Source organism: Stenotrophomonas sp. AGC87, assembly GCF_057333975.1.
The window spans coordinates 391,386-408,312 of sequence record NZ_JBHFHW010000004.1; the positions used below are offsets into that span (position 1 = coordinate 391,386).

15 protein-coding genes are annotated in these 16,927 nt (G+C 65.7%); all 15 read left to right on the forward strand.

The features are described from left to right. On the forward strand, positions 1-331 hold a 331-nt coding region (locus ACE026_RS02570; protein WP_486037618.1), incomplete at its 5' end, for a helix-turn-helix domain-containing protein. Between the two features lie 174 nt (positions 332-505). Beyond that, on the forward strand, positions 506-925 hold the full coding sequence (locus tag ACE026_RS02575) for a CopL family metal-binding regulatory protein (RefSeq protein WP_126941173.1): 420 nt from the start codon (positions 506-508) through the stop codon (positions 923-925). 115 nt (positions 926-1,040) lie between these two features. Beyond that, entirely contained in the window at positions 1,041-2,912 is a 1,872-nt protein-coding gene (locus ACE026_RS02580; RefSeq protein ID WP_017354985.1) for a copper resistance system multicopper oxidase, read from the forward strand. Continuing rightward, on the forward strand, positions 2,909-4,186 hold the full coding sequence (locus ACE026_RS02585; RefSeq protein WP_017354984.1) for a copper resistance protein B: 1,278 nt from the start codon (positions 2,909-2,911) through the stop codon (positions 4,184-4,186). Before ACE026_RS02580 ends, ACE026_RS02585 begins: the two co-directional genes overlap by 4 nt. Positions 4,187-4,294: 108 nt before the next feature. After that, entirely contained in the window at positions 4,295-4,969 is a 675-nt protein-coding gene (locus ACE026_RS02590) for a c-type cytochrome (protein ID WP_239522785.1), read from the forward strand. A 19-nt stretch (positions 4,970-4,988) separates the two neighbouring features. Further along, positions 4,989-5,498 (forward strand): nuclear transport factor 2 family protein, encoded by a 510-nt coding sequence (locus tag ACE026_RS02595; RefSeq protein WP_026070602.1) that lies wholly within the window; start codon positions 4,989-4,991, stop codon positions 5,496-5,498. 14 nt (positions 5,499-5,512) lie between these two features. Then, the gene (locus ACE026_RS02600; protein WP_229301210.1) at positions 5,513-6,037 is read left to right on the forward strand and encodes a DUF411 domain-containing protein; all 525 of its coding nucleotides are present in this window, start codon (positions 5,513-5,515) and stop codon (positions 6,035-6,037) included. Between the two features lie 70 nt (positions 6,038-6,107). Beyond that, positions 6,108-6,458: a four-helix bundle copper-binding protein gene (locus ACE026_RS02605; RefSeq protein WP_026070601.1), complete on the forward strand. Its 351-nt coding sequence runs from the start codon at positions 6,108-6,110 to the stop codon at positions 6,456-6,458. 162 nt (positions 6,459-6,620) lie between these two features. After that, positions 6,621-7,004 carry a copper homeostasis periplasmic binding protein CopC gene (gene copC, locus ACE026_RS02610; RefSeq protein ID WP_486037622.1) on the forward strand — a complete coding sequence of 128 codons (384 nt, stop codon included), beginning with the start codon at positions 6,621-6,623 and terminating at the stop codon, positions 7,002-7,004. A 10-nt stretch (positions 7,005-7,014) separates the two neighbouring features. Next, positions 7,015-7,944: a copper homeostasis membrane protein CopD gene (gene copD, locus ACE026_RS02615; RefSeq protein WP_017354978.1), complete on the forward strand. Its 930-nt coding sequence runs from the start codon at positions 7,015-7,017 to the stop codon at positions 7,942-7,944. A gap of 61 nt (positions 7,945-8,005) precedes the next feature. Then, complete coding sequence (locus ACE026_RS02620; RefSeq protein ID WP_080354477.1) at positions 8,006-10,432, forward strand: heavy metal translocating P-type ATPase; 2,427 nt, start codon at positions 8,006-8,008, stop codon at positions 10,430-10,432. Positions 10,433-10,476: 44 nt separating this feature from the next. Then, entirely contained in the window at positions 10,477-10,899 is a 423-nt protein-coding gene (locus ACE026_RS02625; RefSeq protein ID WP_017357200.1) for a hypothetical protein, read from the forward strand. A gap of 258 nt (positions 10,900-11,157) precedes the next feature. After that, positions 11,158-12,351, forward strand: a complete 1,194-nt coding sequence (locus tag ACE026_RS02630; protein ID WP_229296417.1) for a TolC family protein — start codon at positions 11,158-11,160, stop codon at positions 12,349-12,351. Then, positions 12,348-13,760: an efflux RND transporter periplasmic adaptor subunit gene (locus ACE026_RS02635; RefSeq protein WP_017357198.1), complete on the forward strand. Its 1,413-nt coding sequence runs from the start codon at positions 12,348-12,350 to the stop codon at positions 13,758-13,760. The genes ACE026_RS02630 and ACE026_RS02635 overlap by 4 nt, the downstream gene beginning before the upstream one ends. 1 nt (position 13,761) lies before the next feature. Next, a complete protein-coding gene (locus ACE026_RS02640) occupies positions 13,762-16,911 on the forward strand; it encodes an efflux RND transporter permease subunit (protein ID WP_037591652.1) in 3,150 nt (1,049 codons plus the stop codon). Positions 16,912-16,927: the final 16 nt, after the last annotated feature.

A 16,927-nucleotide genomic window follows, 5' to 3' on the forward strand; every position in this document is an offset into this window, starting at 1 on the left:
GCGCGTGACTTTGTCCGTCGACTCAACACCGACCTTCGCTCGACGCCTCCAACAAGCCCGCCTGCACACGGGTTTGTCGCAGAAGGAGTTGGGCATCCGGGCCGGTCTGGATCCTTACGTGGCCAGCCCCCGAGTCAACCAGTACGAACGTGGCAAGCACGAGCCCAAGCTGGAGACTGCTGAGCGGTTGGCCCAAGCGTTGGGGATCCCCGCCGCCTTCCTTTACACCGACGATGATCTGCTGGCCAAGTTGCTCCTGCGCTGGGGCTCGCTAAGCAAGCAGCAGAAGCGGGAGTTGGTGAAGCTGATCGAGGCCACACCCGAGAAGTAAACCGAACAAGCGCTAGCCCTATGGGCAACCCTTCGCCTCAACCCGCCCATTGGGCGCTCCTGGAGGGAGCTGCAGTGGCCGTGACTAGTGCGACTGACAAGTGGCGGCATCTCAGGCCTACTTGAGATTTTGTTCACGACCGATACACACGCGCCTTGTCTAAAGTGATTTACAATGTCGCCCGTGTCAGCCTCCTCACTTCTACTGCGACTGCTCCTGATCGTCATGCTCGTGCTTAACGGCGCGTGGTCGGCATTTGCGTCGATCAGTATGAACCCGGCCATGGAAGCGCAGGCCAGCGAAGTGGCTGCCGCGGTGCAAGGCGAAGAAGACTGCGTCGCCCATCACAGTGCTGAGAATCATCCCGATGCCACCTCGATTGAAAGGGCTGGCACTGGGCATGGCGACCATGCCGGTCCCGACTGTTGCAAGTCTTCTGCGTGCCGGTGCGCCTGCGTACACGCGTGCGCGAGCGCACTTCCGGCGCGCCTGCATGTTTCGGTGCAACTGGCCTTGGGCCTGGATGTCATGCCGCTGCCCCTAGGGCATGCGGCACCTGCCTTGCCTCATCTGATCCGACCACCGATCGGCTAAGCGTCCCTAAGCGCCGCAATGGCGCCGTTGGTGTGGCTTGCATGCCTATTTATAGGCCAGCCGCCCGCTCTGTACCACCGCCCGCCGGTGGCAACACGACGCTTGGAGCATTTTCATGTCGCATGATGATTTTCGTGGTCCACACGGTGGACCGCCGCTGCTACCTTCGCGGCGGCGATTTGTCCAGGGCTTGGCCTTGGGAGGCGCAGTCGCAGGATTAGGTTTCTGGCCCAAAGCCAGTTGGGCGCTCAAGGGCCCGGGACAACCCAACGTACTATCGGGCACCGAGTTTGACCTAACCATCGGCGAGACGCCGATGAACTTCACCGGCAAGACCCGCACCGCGATCACCGTCAATGGGTCCGTTCCGGCGCCGTTGCTGCGTTGGCGGGAAGGCACCACGGTCAACCTGCGTGTCTCCAATGCATTGCCCGCTAACTCCCTCCATGGCGCGGACACCTCCATCCATTGGCACGGCATCATTTTGCCGGCCAACATGGACGGCGTGCCGGGCCTGAGCTTTGACGGTATCGGACGTGGTGAGACCTACCACTACCGGTTCACCCTGCATCAGGGCGGCACCTACTGGTACCACAGCCACTCGGGGTTCCAGGAACAAGCCGGGCTCTATGGCCCGATCATCATCGACCCATTGGAGCCGGAGCCCTTCAGCTTCGATCGCGACTACGTCGTGATGCTGAGCGATTGGACAGACCTGGACCCGACGGCCCTGTTCGATCGTTTGAAGAAGATGCCGGGCCATGACAATTACTACAAGCGCACGGTCGGCGATTTTGCGCGCGATGTGAAGCGCAACGGCCTGTCGGCCACGTTGGAAGATCGCAAGATGTGGGGCGTGATGCGGATGACGCCCACGGATCTGTCCGACGTCAACGCCAACACCTACACCTACCTGATGAACGGCACGACCTCGCTGGGCAACTGGACCGGTTTGTTCCGCAGTGGCGAGAAGGTGCGCCTGCGTTTCATCAATGGCTCTGCCATGACGTACTTCGATGTGCGTATTCCGGGGCTAAAGATGACCGTGGTGGCAGCAGATGGCTTGTATGTCCATCCGGTTTCCGTCGACGAGTTCCGCATCGCGGTAGCAGAAACCTTCGATGTGATCGTGGAGCCCTCCGGGCAGGACGCATTCACCATCTTTGCCCAAGACTCCGGTCGCACCGGCTACGTCAGCGGCACGCTCGCCGTGCGCGAAGGATTACGCGCGCCCGTTCCGTCTGTGGATCCCCGGCCGCTGCTGACGATGGCAGACATGGGCATGGATCATGGATCGATGGATATGTCTGGCGGCAGCAAGGGCATGGAAGGCGGCTGTGGTGCGGCCATGGGCATGCCTGGCATGACCCCACCTGCCAGCGGTAACGCGACCTCGGCCCATGCAGGCCATGCGATGCCCGCCGCCGGCGATGGTGCCATGGCAGGCATGCAGCACGGGGGCATGCAATCACACCCTGCCAGCGAGACCAACAATCCCCTGTTGGACAACCAGGCCATGAGCGTGAGTTCGCGCTTGGATGATCCGGGTAATGGCCTGCGCGATAACGGCCGTCATGTACTGACGTATTCCATGCTCAAGAGCACCTTTGAAGACCCTGACGGACGCGACCCCGGTCGCGAGATCGAGCTGCATCTGACCGGACATATGGAGAAATTCTCCTGGGGCTTCAACGGTCAGAAGTTCTCCGATGTCAAGCCGCTGCGGCTGAACTACGGCGAGCGTATGCGCATCGTATTGGTTAACGACACGATGATGACCCATCCCATCCATTTGCACGGCATGTGGAGTGACGTGGAGGACGACAACGGCAACTTCATGGTGCGCAAGCACACGGTGGATATGCCGCCGGGTAGCCGACGCACGTATCGCGTGCGTGCCGATGCGTTGGGCAGCTGGGCGTTCCATTGCCACCTGCTTTATCACATGGAAGCCGGAATGATGCGCACGGTGAGGGTCGACGAATGAACATCAATAGACGCGATACCACCCTGACTGCGCTGACGCTGGCTATCTCGCTGGCCCTGGCCAATGCGGCCAGCGCCCAATCCATGCAGCACGGCTCCATGCCGATGGAGCAGGGCGCGCAGACCCAGACTCAGGATCACTCTGCACAACAGGCGCCGACATCAAAACCTGCGCCAGCCCAAAAGCCTGCAACACCGGCCAAGCCGAGCGAAGCGACGATCGATCATGCGACGATGGGCCACGCCGCGCCGCAGGCTAAAGCAGCCGAGCCTGCCATGCAGGGCATGGACCATTCGCAAATGGGGCACGTCTCGCCCGCGAGCACACCTGCGGCGCCCACAGCACAGGCGCAGTCGATGCAGGGCATGGATCACAGTCAGATGGCACAGCCCGCTGCAGCCGACACCTCTAGTACGGCCACGCCTGCGATGCAGGGGATGGACCATTCCAAGATGGGGCACGGCGCGCCTCCGAGCACGCCCGCAACGCCCAAAGCGCAGACACAGTCGATGCAGGGCATGGACCACAGTCAGATGGGACACGGGCCTGCAGTGCCAACGCAGCCGCGCACCCCGATACCCGCGGTGACGGACGCGGATCGCAAGGCGGCCATCGCGCCGGAACACGCGCATCCGGTGCATGACAACTCGATCAAGAGCTACGTGCTGCTCAATCGCCTGGAAGCCTGGGATGCCGATCCGGGCACCGGGCTGGGCTGGGAGGGCCAGGCTTGGATCGGTACGGACCTCAATCGCGTCTGGCTCCGCAGTGAAGGCGAACGCACGGATGGTCAGACCGAGTCGGCTGATCTGGAAGTGCTCTACGGCCGCAGTATCTCCACGTGGTGGGATGTGGTGGCCGGTGTGCGTCATGACTTCAAGCCTGGGGCATCTCAAAACTTCGCCGCTATCGGTGTACAGGGCTTGGCGCCGATGAAGTTCGAAGTGTCCGCCACAGCCTATCTCGGCGAAGGGGGCCAGACTGCCGCCAATGTCGAGGCCGAGTACGAATTGCTGCTAACCAACCGGCTGATCTTGCAGCCGCTGGTGGAAGTCACCGCCTATGGCAAGAACGATCCATTGCGCGGGATAGGTTCGGGTCTGAGTACCGCTGAGGCGGGGCTACGACTTCGTTATGAGTTCACCCGAAAGTTCGCTCCCTACATCGGCGTGGTGTACGAGCGCGCGTTTGGCAATACCGCAGACATGCGACGCGAGCATGGCGAGTCCTTTGAAGACACGCGCTTGGTCATCGGCCTTCGTACCTGGTTCTAAGGGGAACTGACAATGAAATCCAACAAAAGGATGTGGGTATGGCTCGGTGCCGGCGTGGGATTGGTTGCGGTCGCGGCAACTGCCACGGTCTCTCTGGGCGTGTACAACGTGGCCGCCGACGATCCGCATAGTCGCCCGGTGTATGCGCTACTTGAAACGGCGCGCGAGCGTTCCATTGAGGTGCGCGCCGCCAAGCTTCAGGTGCCCACGAACCTGGATGATCCTGAGCGTATCCGCCAGGGTGCGGGCAACTACAACGCCATGTGCGTGACCTGCCATCTTTCGCCAGAGGCGGCGGCCACCGAGATGAGCAAGGGCCTGTACCCCGCGCCACCGAACCTAAGCAAACAGTCGGTCGCTCCAGCTGAGGCGTTCTGGGTGATCAAGCACGGCATCAAGGCCAGCGGCATGCCCGCGTGGGGCGGCAGCATGGACGATGAGTTCATCTGGAACATGTCGGCCTTCCTGCAGAAGCTGCCCACGCTGGACAAGGCCGGTTACCAGGCGTTGGTGGCCAGCAGTGATGGTCATTCGCATGGCGGCGGCGAGACGCAAGGCCACCATGACGACGAAAAGGCCGAGGATCACCCTGCCCTATTCGAGCCGGGCAACAACTCCATGCCGCATGCGCACCCGCCGGGCGTGGACGACGATCACCACGGCCCGACACCCAGCGACACGGAAGTCGGGTTGGTGAGCCACGGCCATCCCGACGGCAAGGTGGAGTCGCACCCTGCACCACACACGCCCGTGGCCGATGACGGCCATGCGCACACCCATTGATCTCCTTGGAGCCCACGCAATGAACGCAACAGCAATCTCGTTCACCCTCGCACTGGCACTGGCCGTCGTGTCCCCCGCAATGGCGCAGGCGACACAGCCGCACGCACATCACCCCGCTGCCGCGGCATCTGCGGACGTCGACGTCCCAGTCACTGCAGAGGCCGCGGTCGCCGTAGCGGAGCGTTTCAACAGGGCCCTGTCTAGCGGCGATCTGGCCACGGTCGAAGCCCTGCTCGCTGCCGACGTCCTCATCCTCGAGTCCGGGGGTGCCGAGCGCAGCCGCGAGGAATATCTGGGTCATCACGCAGTCAGCGATGCGGCATTCCTCAAGGGCGCCCATCGCCAGCTGCTCCGTCAGCGTGCACGCACCGCTGGTGAGTTCGCATGGGTCGGAACCGAAAGCGAGCTGCACGCCCAGAAAGACGGTAAGCCACTGACCGTCCAGAGCACCGAGACCATGGTGCTGAAGCAGACCACCGACGGTTGGCGGATCGCCCACATCCACTGGTCTTCGCGGACCAAGCGCTAAGCGGAGAACCAGAAATGAAAACCTGCAGATTGAACCGACTGGCGTGGGCGGCTTTTGCGGTCGCCGGCCTGGGTGCCTGCACCCAAGCGGCTACACCCGCGCAATCCACCATCGCGCCCACTGCACAGGTCGTCCCGGAAACAGCCGACGCGACTCCAGCCGCCCTGCCACGCATGACCGTCCACAAGACCCCGACCTGCGGGTGCTGCGGTAGCTGGATCGACCACGTGAAGAAGGCGGGGTTCACCGTGGATGTGCATGACATGGATGACCTGGGTCCGGTCAAGGAGCGCCTGGGTGTCCCCTATGCAAAGGGCTCCTGCCACACGGCCGAGGTCGACGGATACGTCATCGAAGGCCATGTCCCGGCCGAGGACATCAAGCGCCTCCTCGAAGAAAAGCCGGACGCACGCGGCCTGGTCCTGCCCGGAATGCCGCTCGGTTCGCCGGGCATGGAGGTCCCGGAAGGACGCCAGCAGCCGTATACGGTCGAGCTGGTCCATCACGACGGAACCACCGAACCCTTCGCACAGCATTGATCCGCAAGAGCAACAGGGGGCGGTGTTGCGGGCGCGCCGATTCTCGTCCGCGATGAAGCAGGAGATCCACATGACTCACCATTCCGAAGACCACCGGTCTCAGGCCATGAACGAGTGCATCGACAACTGCACGCAATGCCACGCGATTTGCCTTGAGACCATCAACTATTGCCTGAGCAAAGGAGGTGCCCACGCAGCCCCGGAGCACATCGCCCTGCTGGCGACGTGTGCCGATATCTGCGCCACCAGCGCCGACGCCATGTTGCGTGGCGCCAGCGCTCACTCGGTGGTTTGCAGTGCCTGCGCGGAGATCTGCCGCCAGTGCGCCGAAGCATGCGACGCCATGAACGACCCGGAGATGGCGCGCTGCGCCGAAGTTTGTCGCCGTTGCGCGGAAAGCTGCAGCGCCATGGCGGCTTGACGCGTCGAGGATCCCGCCTGAGCGGCGGGATCCTCATCTCAAATATCAAAAGCCGACCAACCGTGGTTTCGGTGACAGCCCGACACCTAACGCTTGTCGGATCCAACACAGCACGGCGCCGAACGGGGCTTTGCATCACATTCGCAATGAGGATTTATCCCTATGAAATCATCAAACGTCCTTCGCTCCTTCGCGCTCGTCCTCGCGATTGCGGCTGGGCAGTTCTCCCTGCAGATCGCGCACGCCCACGCCGCGCTGCAGCAGTCCACACCGGCGGCAAATGCGGTGGTGGCTTCGCCGGGCCAGATCGATCTCGTGTTCAACGAAACATTGATTCCGCGGGCGTCGCGTCTCAAGTTGCTCATGAAGCACGGCAGTTCCACCATGCCGATCGAGAATTTCACGACCGAGATCGTCAACAACGGTAAGACCCTGCGTGCCAAGTTGCCCCAGCCGCTGACTCCGGGCGTCTATACCGTGGAATACCGCGCCGTCGGTGGTGACAACCACCCCATGCCGGACAGCTTCAGCTTCACGGTGCGCTGAGGAGTCGCGAATGTTCGACCTGTCGGCTTATGCACTGAGATTCCTGGAATACCTTGTCATCATGGTTCTTTTCGGGGTTCCACTCTTCGGTTGGTACGGGTCGCGTCGATCGGCACTCGCCGACGCCTTGGCCGGGTGGTCACTCATGGGCGTTCTATTGGCGGGTGCCGTAGCCGGTCTCGTGCTCACCGGGCTCGATGTCGTCTTCAAGACCGCGGGCATCATGGGAATGCCGCTTGCCGAGGTTGATCGCGCATCGCTTGGCTGGTATCTGCTCGAGACGTCCGCGGGCCGGGCAGCCATGGCGAGAGGCGCGCTGCTGGTCGCCCTGATGTTCGTGCTCGGATGGCATCGTCGCCGCGGGAAGGTGGAGACCGCCTTCCCGCTGGGGGCGATGCTGGCGGGCGGCGCACTCGCTTCGCTGGCATGGAACGGCCACGCCGCCGCTGGCGAGGGCTTGGCAGGCGCGGTCCGGCTTGCTGCAGGCATCGTCCATCTTCTCGCGGCAGGCGGCTGGATCGCAGCGGTCCTGATGTTCCTTGCCATGCTGCTGCGCGGCAAAGAGACGAACGGCAGCGGGCGTCTGCGATCAACGCATGACTTTCTGCATGGTTTTTCGACGCTGGGAACGATCTTCGTTGGTGCGCTCATCGTGTCCGGCATCGCGCACTACGGGGATCTCACCGCGTGGTCGTTTTCGGCCCTGTTCCAGAGCACCTACGGGAAGTTGCTGCTGTTCAAACTGGCCCTGTTCGCTGGAATGCTGGGTTTGGGAGCGCTGCACCGATGGACGCTGGTGCCGCGCTTGGAACGAGCGCTGACCAGCGGAGATCCCGCGCAGGAGGTGCGGGCTTTGCGGCAGAGTGTTACGGCTGAGGCCGCGCTGGCCATCTTGATCCTGATTGTTGTTTCAGTGCTCGGGACGCTCAGCCCCGAATAGCTGTGTAACCCGCAATGGCACACTGCCTTGGCAGTCCATCCCCACTAAAGCGAGCATCGGCATGAACTCACCGTCGTCCCATGACCATCACCATTCTGCAGGCGCAGCCCCTGTCGAGGCTGCGGATGGACGGGTCACCGATCCGGTCTGTGGCATGCAGGTCGATCCCGCCACGACGCAGCATCATGCGACCCACGCCGACACACCTTTCCACTTCTGCTCGGAGCGATGCCGCGCGAAGTTCGTGGCCGATCCGGAGCGCTATCTGACGCCCCAGGACGAACCCGAGGTGGCACAGCCCGGCGCCATCTACACCTGCCCGATGCACCCGGAAGTCCGGCAACAAGGTCCAGGCAACTGTCCCTTCTGCGGCATGGCGCTGGAGCCGGAAATGCCGAGCCTGGAGGACGATGACAATCCGGAACTTCGCGACTTCTCGCGCCGGTTCTGGTGGACGCTTCCGCTGACTGTGGTGACGCTCGTGCTGGCCATGTTCGGCCAGTACCTCCCGCGTGTCGTGCTGGGCGACGTGCAGATCCTGCCGTTGTCGATCGACGTGCAGACCTGGGTCGAGCTGGTCTTGACCACACCAGTCGTGCTGTGGGCCGGCTGGCCGTTCTTCGAGCGCTGCGTGCAGTCGATCCGCAACCGCAGCCCGAACATGTTCACCCTCATCGGGATTGGCGTTGCGGCCGCCTTTGGCTACAGCCTGGTCGCCACGCTGGCACCCGGCTTGTTCCCACCGTCGTTTACCGAACATGGGCGCGTCGGGGTGTACTACGAGGCGGCGGCGGTGATCGTTTCGCTGACCCTGCTCGGCCAGATGCTGGAACTGCGGGCGCGCTCGAAAACGTCCGCGGCGATCAAGGGCCTGCTTGGCCTGGCGCCGAAGGAAGCCCGGCGGGTCAACGCCGACGGCACCGAGGAAGACATCCCGCTGACCCACGTCCACGTCGGCGACCACCTGCGCGTGCGTCCCGGCGAGAAGGTGCCGGTGGATGGCGAAGTGGTGGAAGGCCGCTCCAGCGTCGACGAGTCGATGCTCACGGGTGAACCGATTCCGGTCGAGAAGACCGCAGGCGACCAGGTCATCGGCGCGACCCAGAACGGCACCGGCGCGCTGGTGATCCGCGCCGCCAAGGTGGGCTCCGACACCGTGCTGTCGCAGATCGTGCAGCTGGTCGCGCAGGCGCAGCGCTCCCGCGCGCCGATGCAGCGGATGGCCGATATCGCGGCCTACTGGTTCGTGCTCGCGGTGCTGGCGATCGCGGTGGCCACCTTCTTTATCTGGGGCTCCTTCGGTCCGGAGCCGGCCTGGACCTTTGCGGTGCTCAACGCGGTCTCGGTACTGATCATCGCCTGCCCCTGCGCGCTGGGCCTGGCGACGCCGATGTCGATCATGGTCGCCACGGGCAAGGCGGCGCAGGTGGGCGTGCTGTTCCGCGACGCCGAGGCCATCGAGCACATGCGCCGCATCGACACCCTGATCGTCGACAAGACCGGCACCCTCACCGAGGGGCGCCCCGCCTTCAAGGAAGTCGTGGCCTTCGAGGGCTTCGACGCCGACCGGGTCTTGCACCTGGCCGCCAGCCTGGACCAGGGCAGCGAGCACCCGCTGGCCGACGCCATCGTCGCCGAGGCTCGACGCCGGAACTTCGAGTTCGACCGCGTGGAGGACTTCGACTCGGTGACCGGCATGGGTGTGCGCGGGTCCGTGGCCGGCCATGCGCTTGCGCTGGGCAATACCGCGCTCATGGACGACCTGGGCGCCAATCCCGCTGCGCACGTCGACGTGGCCGAGCGGATGCGCCGCGAGGGCGCGAGCGCCATGTTCCTGGCCGTGGACGGGCGCCTGGCGGGGCTGGTCGCGGTTGCCGACCCGATCAAGGCGTCGGCCGCGGCGGCCATCAACGAGCTCCACGCCGCCGGGCTGCGCATCATCATGGCCACCGGCGACGGGCTCACCACCGCACGGGCCGTGGCCACCGAGCTGGGCCTGGACGAGGTGCATGGCGAAGTCCGCCCCGAGGACAAGGCCGAGCTGGTGCAGCGCCTCAAGCGCGAAGGCCGGCGGGTGGCGATGGCGGGCGACGGCATCAACGACGCCCCGGCGCTCGCCGCGGCCGACGTCGGCATCGCCATGGGCACGGGCACCGACGTCGCGATGTCCAGTGCCCAGATCACCCTGGTCAAGGGCGACCTGCGGGGCATCCTGCGCGCCCGGAAGATCTCCCAGGCCACCGTGGCCAACATGAAGCAGAACCTCACCTTCGCGTTCCTCTACAACGCGCTGGGGGTGCCGGTCGCGGCCGGGGTGCTCTACCCCGCATTCGGGATCTTGCTGAGCCCGATGGTCGCGGCGCTTGCGATGAGCTTGAGCTCGGTGTCGGTGGTGGCCAACGCCCTTCGCCTTGCCAAGTCGGCCGCCGTACCGTCCTCGCCGACCACATCTGTGCCGCGCCAGCCCCTGGGCCTGGCCAAGGATTGACTTGGATCAATTGCATCGGTTCCAGTAAGAGGTAAGCTCACGCCATGGTCCACATCCGCCATCGGAACTTGTTCCAGCGCACCGCCCTCCTCGCGATGGTGGCCCTGCTCTGGTCCCAGTTCGCGCTCGCAGGCCATGGCGATTGCCTGGATCTCCCAGTCACGCCGGCGGCGTTTGTCGCTGCCGCCACCGACACCCGACACGACCATGGCCACGGCTGCGATGCCGAGCTCCCCTCAGCGAGCAAGGCAGTGTGCGACGCGCACTGCACCGAGGGTGACATCTCGGCGGACAGTGGGCGCATCCCTTCGATTCCGCCGCTGCTGGCCGAAGCCTGGTTCTCCTGGCTTGCGATCGCCGCGATTGCGGATGCTGCGCCAGGTGTCACGGCTACATGGGTGGATTCGCCGCCCAGACCCGCCTGGCACCGACCTACCGCCCATCCAGCGGCACTCCTGCTGATCTGATGCCTGGACGCTGACTGCTCCGCACGTCTGTGCGGCGCAGTCCTGTGCGTTCGCGCCGTGGCTGCGTCACGGCATGTGTTCCTGCCCTCGTCCGAGCGACCTGCGTCGCGTCGGCCCAAGGACACTGATATGGCATCCCCGTTCGACCGACTGCCGGCCAGGCGCCTGCACCCTCGCCCTCTGTCCCGCCGTCTGCCACCGCTCCGGCACCTTCTTGCCGGCGTGCTTGCCGGCGCCTTGTGGGCCCTGGCGCTGCCGGTGACCGCCACCGAACCCGTCCCGGGGCACAGCCTCGAGTCGATCCGCGCCTGGGTTCTGGAACACAACCCGGAATTGCGGGCCATGGACTTCGAGGCCCAGGCCGCCGAAGCACGGATCCAGCCAGCGGGCGCCCTACCCGACCCGACGGCTTCCCTTGGATTCCGCGGCCTCGATCCGGACAAGCCCTGGCGCTCCGCCGGTGCCGAGCGCGAGGTCAACTACGCGCTGCGCCAGCGCCTCCCGCTTTGGGGCAAGCGCGCCCTGGCGCGGACCGCGGCCAGCCAGGACGCGGTCGCGGTCGGACTCGATCGCCTCACCACTGCGCGCGACTTGCTGGCCGACGCCGAGGCGGCCTACGCACGCTACTGGCATGCCGACCAGGCCGTGGCCGTGCTTGATCGCCGCATCGCCCTGCTCCGCCAGGTGGAAGAGATGGCCGGCGTGCGCTACGCCCTGGGTCGCGCGGCGCAGCAGGATGCCATCCGCGCCCAGGTCGAGCAGACCAGCCTCCAGCGCGAGCGGATCGAACGCCTCGCGACCAAGCAGGAGGCGGCCGCCACCTTGAACGCGGTGCTGGGGCGCCGGTCCGATGCACCGCTGGCGACTCCCGACGAGGCGCCGCGCCTCGCCGTCCACAGCGCCTCGCTTGCCGAGGCACTGGATGACGCCGATGCGCATCCCGCGGTGCGCTCGCAGCAGGCTCGCGCCGAGGCGGCGCGCACGAACGTGGTACTGCAGCGTCGCAACCGCTTTCCCGACATCACCCTGGGCGTGGGTGCGATGCAGTTCGGCAACGGCATCGAGAGCACCGAGCTGATGTTCGAGGTCGAGATCCCGTTCCAGCAGCGTGCCCGCCGCGAGCGCGAGCGCGAATCGCGCCTGCTCGAAGACGCAGCGCTTGCCCGCAGGGACGCCACGCTGCGGGCCGTCGAGGAACGCGGCGCTTCCGCCTGGTCGCAGTGGACCAACGCGCGCGAGCGTCGCGGACTGATCGAGAACACGCTGCTGCCGCAGGCCGACGCCACCTGGCAGTCCGCCCTGGCCAGCTACCAGGTCGGTGAAGTCGACTTCGGGACGCTGCTGGAAGCACTCAATGAATGGCAGGGCGCCGACCTCGCACGGGTCGATGCACTGCGTGACGAACTGTTGGGCGCCGCCGCCGTGCGCGCCATCGAAGGAGAGATCCGATGACCCGTGTCCAGACCCTGTCGCTCGCCATCGGCGTTGCACTCGCCGCCCTCGCCGTCGGCTGGATTGCCGGCCGCGCCACGAACGACTCCCCGACCGCGGGCACGTCGATCGACGGCCCGGCCGCAGAACGCAAGGTGCTCTATTACCGCAATCCCATGGGCTTGGCGGACACGTCGCCGGTGCCGAAGAAGGATTCGATGGGTATGGACTACGTCCCGGTCTATGCCGACGACGCACCGCCGGCGGCACCGGGCACGGTGGTGCTGCCGCCGGACAAGGTGCAGGCGCTGGGCGTGCGCACCGAAGCGGTCAAGCGCGGAGCCCTGTCCGCTACCGTGCGCACCAGCGGCACGGTCGAGGTCGACGAGACCCGGCAGTACGCGATCGCCCCGCGCTTCGAAGGCTGGGTGGAGCGGCTGTACGCGAACCAGACCGGCATGCGGGTCAGCGCCGGGCAGCCGCTGCTCTCCGTCTACAGCCCGCAGCTGGCCGCGGCGCAGCAGGAATACCGGCTGGCCGACGAGACCGCCCGCAGGCTGGCCGGGTCCGATCCCGCGAGCGCGGCGTCGATGGTCCGCCTGCGCGATGCCGCCCGCACCCGCCTGCGCAACTGGGAAATCAGTGACGCGCAGATGGGCAAGACGGGCCTGGTGCTCACCGCGCCCGCGGACGCGGTCGTGATCGAGAAGCCGGTGGTCCAGGGCGCGCGTTTCGAGCCCGGCGAAACCATCCTGCGCCTGGCGGACCTGTCGAAGGTGTGGGTGATCGCCAAGGTGCCGGCGGCGCAGGCCGCGGGTATCCAGCCCGGCCAAACGGCCCGCTTTGAAACCGTGGCCCTGCCGGGCCAGGTGGCCGAGGGCGAGGTCACCTTCGTGCAGCCCGTCATCGATGCGATGACGCGCACCGTGGATGTGCGCATCGCCCTGCCCAACCCCGCTGGCGACCTGCGGCCCGGGCTGTATGGGACGGTGGTGCTGGAGGAGCCGGGGGCTGGACCGGTCCTGACCGTTCCGCGCTCGGCCGTGCTCGACAGCGGCACGCGCCAGGTGGTGCTGGTCGAGACCGGCCCTGGCCGCTTCGCACCGCGCGATGTCAGCCTGGGGCGGCGCGGCGGCGATCGCATCGAGATCCTCGACGGCCTGACCGAGGGCGAGCAGGTCGTGGTCTCCGCCAACTTCCTGATCGACGCCGAAAGCAACCTGCAGTCGGCACTCCAGGGTCTTGAGGGTCACACAGGACACGGCGCGCCTTCGGGCACCGCTGAGGATCCACACGCCGGGCACGGCGAGGACGCCGCCGACCCGCACGCAGGTCATGGTGACGAGGCCTCTGATCCGCACGCCGGTCATTCCATGCCGGCTACCCCGGAAGAGACTCCGCCCGCCCCCACCGGCCACGAGGGGCACTGACATGCTTGGCCGTCTCGTTGAATGGTCGGTGCGCAACGTCTTCCTGGTGCTGCTGATGGCGCTGGCGATTGTCGCCGGTGGCATCTACGCACTGATGAACACGCCGCTGGACGCACAACCGGATCTGTCGGACGTGCAGGTGATCGTGTTCACGGAGTACCCGGGGCAGGCGCCCCAGGTGGTCGAGGACCAGGTCACCTATCCGCTGACCAGCGCCCTGCTCGCGACGCCGAAGTCGAAGGACGTCCGCGGCTTCTCGTTCTTCGGCGCCTCCTTCATCTACGTCATCTTCGAAGAAGGCACGGACCTGTACTGGGCGCGCTCGCGCGTGCTCGAGAACCTCAACGTCGCGTCGAAAAACCTGCCGGCTGGCGTGGCACCGGCACTGGGACCCGACGCGTCCGGCGTGGGCTGGGTCTACCAGTACGTGCTGCAGAGCGACCGCCACTCGCTGGACGAGCTGCGCGCGATGCAGGACTGGTACCTGCGTTACCAGCTCACCACCGCGCCCGGCGTGGCCGAGGTCGCCAGCGTCGGCGGCTTCGTGCGCCAGTACTCGATCACCGTCGATCCGGTCCGGCTGCGCGAGTTCGACATCCCGATTTCACGCGTGTCCGAGGTGATCGCCGAGAGCAACCGCGACGTCGGCGGCCGCGTGATCGAGATGGCCGAGACCGAGTACATGGTGCGGGGCCGCGGCTACCTGCGCGGTATCGAGGATATCGAGAGCCTGGTTCTGCGCGCCGAAGGGGGCGCACCGGTGCTGATCGGCGACGTCGCCCGGGTCGAACTGGTACCCGATGAGCGCCGTGGCATCGTCGACCTGGACGGCGAAGGCGACGTTGTGGGCGGGATCGTCATTGCGCGCTTCGGCGAAAACGCCCTGGCCGTGATCGGGGGGGTGAAGGACAAGATCGCCCAGCTTGCGAGTGGACTCCCCGAGGGCGTCAGCGTCCAGGCGGTCTACGACCGCTCCGATCTCATCGTGCGCGCGATCAAGACGCTACGCACGACGCTGCTCGAGGAGAGCCTGATCGTCGCACTGGTGTGCCTGGTATTCCTGTTCCATGCGCGCAGCGCGCTGGTCGCGATCGTCATGCTGCCCGTCGGCGTGCTGATCGCGGTGATCGCGATGCGCATGCTGGGCATGAACTCCAACATCATGAGCCTGGGCGGCATCGCGATCTCGATTGGCGTGATGGTCGACGCGGCGATCGTGATGATCGAGAACGCGCACAAGCACATCGAGCGCTCCGACGGCTCCCGCAGCCGGACCCAGCTGATCATCGATGCCTGTCGCGAGGTCGGGCCGGCGCTGTTCTTCAGCCTGATGATCATCACCGTCTCGTTCCTGCCCGTGTTCGCCCTGGAGGCTCAGGAAGGTCGCCTGTTCAAGCCGCTGGCCTTCACCAAGACCTTCGCGATGGCCGGTGGCGCGCTGTTGTCGATCACGCTGGTACCGGTACTCATGCTGCTGTTCGTGCGCGGCAAGATCGTGCCCGAGCACAAGAATCCGGTGAACCGGTTCCTGGTTGCGGCCTATCGGCCGGTGATCAACGTCGTTCTGCGGCATCGCATGGCCACAATCATGTTTGCGTTGGCCGCCCTGTTTGCAAGCCTGTGGCCTGCATCGCGGCTGGGCAGCGAGTTCATGCCAACCCTCAACGAAGGCACGCTGCTGTACATGCCCGCGTCGCTTCCGGGCATGTCGGTGACCAAGGCCTCGGAGCTGCTGCAGCAGCAGGACCGGATCATCAAGGGCTTCCCGGAAGTGGAGTCGGTGTTCGGCAAGGCGGGCCGTGCCCTGACGGCCACCGATCCCGCACCGCTGGAGATGTTCGAGACCGTCATCAACCTCAAGCCCGAGGACGAATGGCGGGACGGCATGACCACCGACAAGCTCATCGCCGAGATGGACGCGGCGCTGAAGTTCCCGGGCGTCGCCAACTCCTGGACGATGCCGATCAAGGCGCGCACCGACATGCTGGCCACCGGCATCCGCACGCCCGTGGGCATCAAACTCTTCGGCACGGACCTTGAGCAACTCGACGCGCTGGCCACCGAGATCGAAGCCGTGGTGCGCGAAGTGCCGGGCACGACCAGCGCGTTCGCCGAACGCCTGACCGGCGCCTACTACCTCGACATCACCCCCGACCTTGGCAGCCTGGCCCAGTACGGCGTCACCCTGGGCGAGGTGCAGAACGTGGTGGCCGCCGCGCTGGGCGGCGAGATCGTCACCACCATCCTCCAGGGCCGCGAACGCTTCAGCGCGATCGTGCGCTATCCCCGCGAACTCCGCGACGATCCGCACCGGATAGGCAGCCAAGTCCTTGTGCCGGTGCCCGGCGGCGCCCAGGTGCCGCTGGGCGAACTGGCGCGGATTGAGGTCAGGAAGGGTGCGCCGAGCATCCGCACCGAGAACGCGATGCTGGCGGCGTACATCTACGTCGACACCCGAGAGAGCGATCTCGGCCGCTACGTGAAGGCTGCGCAGGAAGCGGTCACCGAGCAGGTGCAGTTCCCGCCTGGCTACTACGTGACCTGGAGTGGACAGTACGAATACATGCAACGTGCCGCGGAGAAGATGCGTGTCGTCGTTCCGGTGACGCTGGCGCTGATTTTCCTGCTGCTGTACCTCAACTTCCGCCGTGTCACCGAGTCGCTGATCGTGATGCTGTCGGTGCCCTTCGCACTGGTCGGTGGCATCTGGCTGATGTGGATGCTCGACTACAACACCAGCGTCGCGGTGATCGTGGGCTTCATCGCGCTGGCCGGCGTCGCCGCGGAAACCGGCGTGGTGATGCTGATCTACCTCGACCACGCACTTGAAGCGCGTGCCGCGCAGAGGCAGGCCGAAGACCGGGCACTGGATTCACGGGACCTGCGCGAGGCCATCATCGAAGGCGCGGTCGACCGCGTGCGCCCGAAGATGATGACCGTGGTCGCGATCATGGCGGGCCTGCTGCCCATCATGTGGAGCAGCGGTACTGGCTCGGAAGTCATGCGCCGAATCGCTGCGCCGATGGTAGGTGGCATGGTGTCTTCGACCATCCTCACCCTGGTCGTGATCCCGGCGCTGTACTCGCTGATCAAGCAGCGGCAGCTGGCCAGGAAGCCGCACCCCTCCTCCGCACTACCCAAGGAGAAGTAGTGATGGGGCCGTTCAA